This is a genomic window from Clostridium sp. UBA6640 (assembly GCF_002455975.1).
Lineage (GTDB): Bacteria > Bacillota > Clostridia > Clostridiales > Clostridiaceae > Clostridium_J.
In genome coordinates this window covers 1-3,864 of the sequence record NZ_DKLM01000022.1, presented here as the reverse complement: position 1 = coordinate 3,864, position 3,864 = coordinate 1, and the positions used below count along the sequence as shown (strand labels likewise).

At 28.3% G+C, this 3,864-nt stretch carries 5 protein-coding genes; all 5 read left to right on the top strand.

The genetic code is table 11. The features are described 5' to 3' along the window. On the top strand, window positions 1-637 hold a 637-nt coding region (locus B2W91_RS02765), incomplete at its 5' end, for a hypothetical protein (RefSeq protein WP_291578756.1). A gap of 461 nt (window positions 638-1,098) precedes the next feature. Further along, window positions 1,099-1,623: a GNAT family N-acetyltransferase gene (locus B2W91_RS02760; protein ID WP_291578755.1), complete on the top strand. Its 525-nt coding sequence runs from the start codon at window positions 1,099-1,101 to the stop codon at window positions 1,621-1,623. Between the two features lie 342 nt (window positions 1,624-1,965). Continuing rightward, complete coding sequence (locus tag B2W91_RS02755) at window positions 1,966-2,493, top strand: histidine phosphatase family protein (RefSeq protein ID WP_291578754.1); 528 nt, start codon at window positions 1,966-1,968, stop codon at window positions 2,491-2,493. A 261-nt stretch (window positions 2,494-2,754) separates the two neighbouring features. Continuing rightward, window positions 2,755-3,246, top strand: coding sequence for a GNAT family N-acetyltransferase (locus tag B2W91_RS02750; RefSeq protein WP_291578753.1), 492 nt, complete (start codon window positions 2,755-2,757; stop codon window positions 3,244-3,246). A gap of 99 nt (window positions 3,247-3,345) precedes the next feature. Beyond that, window positions 3,346-3,768 carry a VOC family protein gene (locus B2W91_RS02745; RefSeq protein WP_291578752.1) on the top strand — a complete coding sequence of 141 codons (423 nt, stop codon included), beginning with the start codon at window positions 3,346-3,348 and terminating at the stop codon, window positions 3,766-3,768. Window positions 3,769-3,864 lie beyond the last annotated feature (96 nt).

The following is a 3,864-nucleotide window of genomic DNA, read 5'->3' as shown; positions in this document are numbered from 1 at the left end:
AGTTATAGTTCTAGGAAGCTTTATGATATTTGGAAATCAAATTATGAGTTTTGCAGGAAATAAAAACATCAATATTATATTACGCACAATGGTTGCGGCTCTTATTCAATTTGGCCTTGCAGGTCTTGGGATAACAATAGTTTCTATTTTGAGGAAGGAAAGTTTTCTAAGTTATGGGCTGAAGAGGAAAGGGGCATTAAAGTCAATAATTCTTTCTATACTTGTGTTCATACCAAATATTATATTTGGATTTGTAACGGGGCAAGCAACTAGCTATTTACCATTTCAAGGTGTGAACATGACAAAAGAGGTATTAGCAAGTTCATTTCCTATAAATATAATTGGTATGATATTAATTTCGATTGCATGGGGATTTTTTGAAGGATTTAATTATGTAGTGATCAGCGAAAAGATTAATATTAAGTGTCCAAGTGGAAAAAAATGGGTGAATTGGGGTGCAATTATTTGTGCTATAATGTGCCTTTTAATTCATGGAATGATAGGAGTTACGGCAGAGAATATAATTGAAGGAATTACAGTGGCTATTATTATATATGGTATGCTTATGATAAAGGAACTTACTGATAACGCATGGGGCTGTGTGTTTATATTTATATTCTTATGGAATGCATTTTAATATAGAACATTATACCGTAAAATTTAAAAAAAGGAGTTTTACGGTATTTTTATTTCAAAATTTAAAGGTTTTATATTAACTTTAATAAGTAGTTTATAGAACATGATATTATTTTGTGTAGGGGAGAACAGTGTTCTCCAGAAAGTTCAAACTTGTTTCTGACATTATATATTGAATAATCAGTTGATATTCCAATATATAATATTGTAAAACATTATCTTAACAGCAAAATTGATAAATATATTATTATTTCAAATCACATTTACATAATCTTGGCTTTAAAATGCAGTAATATTAGAAACCTGTGAATGAAAACTGGCGAACAATGTTCGCCCCTACAATATTTTGAGTGATAAAACAGAGAAAGTTTTATATAATGACTCAAATTAATACAGTTATATACCAAGTATGTTACAATATTACTAATATTTAAATTATTGTGCGTATTTAGGGGGAAATAAATGAATTTAGAGCTAAGTTTATATGCGGTTAAATTGAAGGAAGAAGTTGATCTTTTTTGGGAAAAAAGAGATCAATATATGAAGGAAGATATAATTCCAAATTGCACCTTAGGAAATCCACTGGATGAAGAGGTGAAAAAATGGTTTTTCTCAAAAGAATACAAAAATCATATAATGAATCTTTTCAGTAGAAAACAGGATCAATTGAATATCTTATTTTTTAGAAAAAATAATGAATATGTTGGATTTTGTATTTATGTAACTTATATTTCTGAGGATGGAAAATGTTTTATAGTTGATTACTGTATAGATTCTAATTATAGAAATCAAGGACTTGGCAAGCAATTTTTTTATCTTTTAAAAGATCAGACTGTTACAGAGGGAGCTAAATATTTCGCACTTAATCTATCAAACGAGAATAATCGAAAATTTTGGAAATCCTTAGGGTTCGAAAAAGCATATGTTGATGAATATGGAGAAGATGTTTATATTAACAGAGTAAATATGGATTTTATGAAAAACTAAATATTCAATAGGTTTAAAATCGATGGAACACCTATAATCTAGCCACTTATAAGATTGTATGATACTGCTAAATAAATCACTGAAGTTGATGGAAATATTACAGGTTTTGTGAAGAAATTTTTACTGTAATGTAAAAAATCTTCTACTATAAAACATGAATATTTTATTATAATACTGTATTATTCAGTGATGGATTTTACGGTGTTTTTTATGTTGTAATTTAATTAAATGACGAAGTAATTAATAAAGAGTGTTCTTTGAAAATTGAATAGTGCGGTATTTACAGAATATGCTACAATTAATTCATGATAGTAAGAAAGTGCGTATTAAAGGGGGAGAATTATGACAGTATTTTATTTAATTAGACATGGAGAACCAACATATCAACCTGTTAACGATAGAAATTTTATTGGACATGGGTTGGATTTAGCACCATTAACTGAAATTGGAATACAGCAATTAAAAGAAACATCAAAAGACAATCGACTTAAAAATTGTGAAATTATTGTTTCATCACCTTATACAAGAGCACTTCAAAGTGCATCAATTTTATCCAAGGAATTAGGAATAGATATAGAAGTTGATGTTGACTTACATGAATGGATACCTGATATAATAAACTTTCAACATAGAACCTCAGAAGAATGTTTTGCCTTGAGCAGAGATTTTGATTTACATAATGGAATACATCCTAAGGGTGAGGTCAAAGTGTGGGAAACTAAGGAAAATATGAAGAGAAGAATAAATGGGGTATTGGAAAAGTATTTGAAGTATAACAGAGTGATTGTAGTTTGTCATGAAATGGTTATAAAAACAATTGAGTATCAAGAGAAAGTTGCAAATGGTGAAATTATTGAATATAGCAGATAAATAAGCAATAAAAAAATAATAAACTTGATGAACAATTTTCTTATTTAACGACTAAAATTTAAAATCGAATATTTTATGCAAATACCGTATTATTCGAATGAATTCTACGGTATTTTTACGTCGCAATTTAAATATTTTGTGACGTAACTATTGAAATTAAAAGTATGAACAATGTTCTTTGAAGATTAAACAATGGGATATTTACAAAATATATTGAAATTAATTCGAGATAGTAATAAATTATTAAAAGAGGTGAAAACAATGATTATACGTTTAGCTCAAATAGATGATGAAGAAAGAATATCAAGGCTAATAGCACAATTTAGAGTTGAGCTAAAAGAACTTAAAGGAATTACATCAACACGTAAAATAGATCAAGCAAAGGAAGAATTTAAAGAGTATATAGAGGCAAAGTATCCTATCTTTGTAGCTGAAAATAATAGTAAAGAACTGTTAGGCTATTTAGTTTGTAGAGTTGATGATAGTATAGTTTGGGCAGAATCCATATCTGTTGATAATAATGCAAGAAGAAATGGTATAGCTTTTAAATTATATAAAGAAGCAGAAAAGATTGCAAATAAATTAGGTGGAGATACAGTTTATAATTGGGTACATCCTAATAATGATAAGATGATAAAATTTTTATCTAATATCGGATACAGTGTTTTAAATCTCATTGAAATAAGAAAGCCATGGAAAAATGAAATATTAGCTCAAAAAATATCTGTTGGAAATCATGAATATAATTATTAATTTTTTAATGTACAATATTCTTAATATTTAAATCGTGTTAGCAGATAAAGCTAGTAGTTTGTCTGTTAGTTAATTGTAACAGAATAAGGAGGGTAATTAATGATTCAATCAGTGGTGCATATTGCTTTAGTAGTAAAAGATTATGATGAAGCAATCGAGTTTTACACAAAAAAACTTCATTTTGAATTAGTAGAAGATACATATCAACCGGAGCAAGATAAAAGGTGGGTAGTAGTATCTCCACCAAGTTCAAATGGAACAACAATATTACTCGCAAGAGCCTCTAAGGCAGAACAAGAGGCTTTTATAGGAAATCAAGCAGGTGGAAGAGTTTTTCTTTTCTTAGGAACTGATGATTTTTGGCGTGATTATAGTGAAATGAAAAAAATAGGAATAGAGTTTGTTAGGGAACCTAAAAATCAAGACTACGGAACGGTTGCAGTATTTAAAGATTTATACGGTAACCTATGGGATTTAGTTGAGTTCAATGAAGAACATCCAATGTTTAAAAGAGTTAAATAAATTCCAATTTGCAGGGCTAATGTAACATAATTTTAGATTTAATTCTGTAGCATCTTTCTTATATGACGAATTACCAACAAAGTTATTAATATGTTA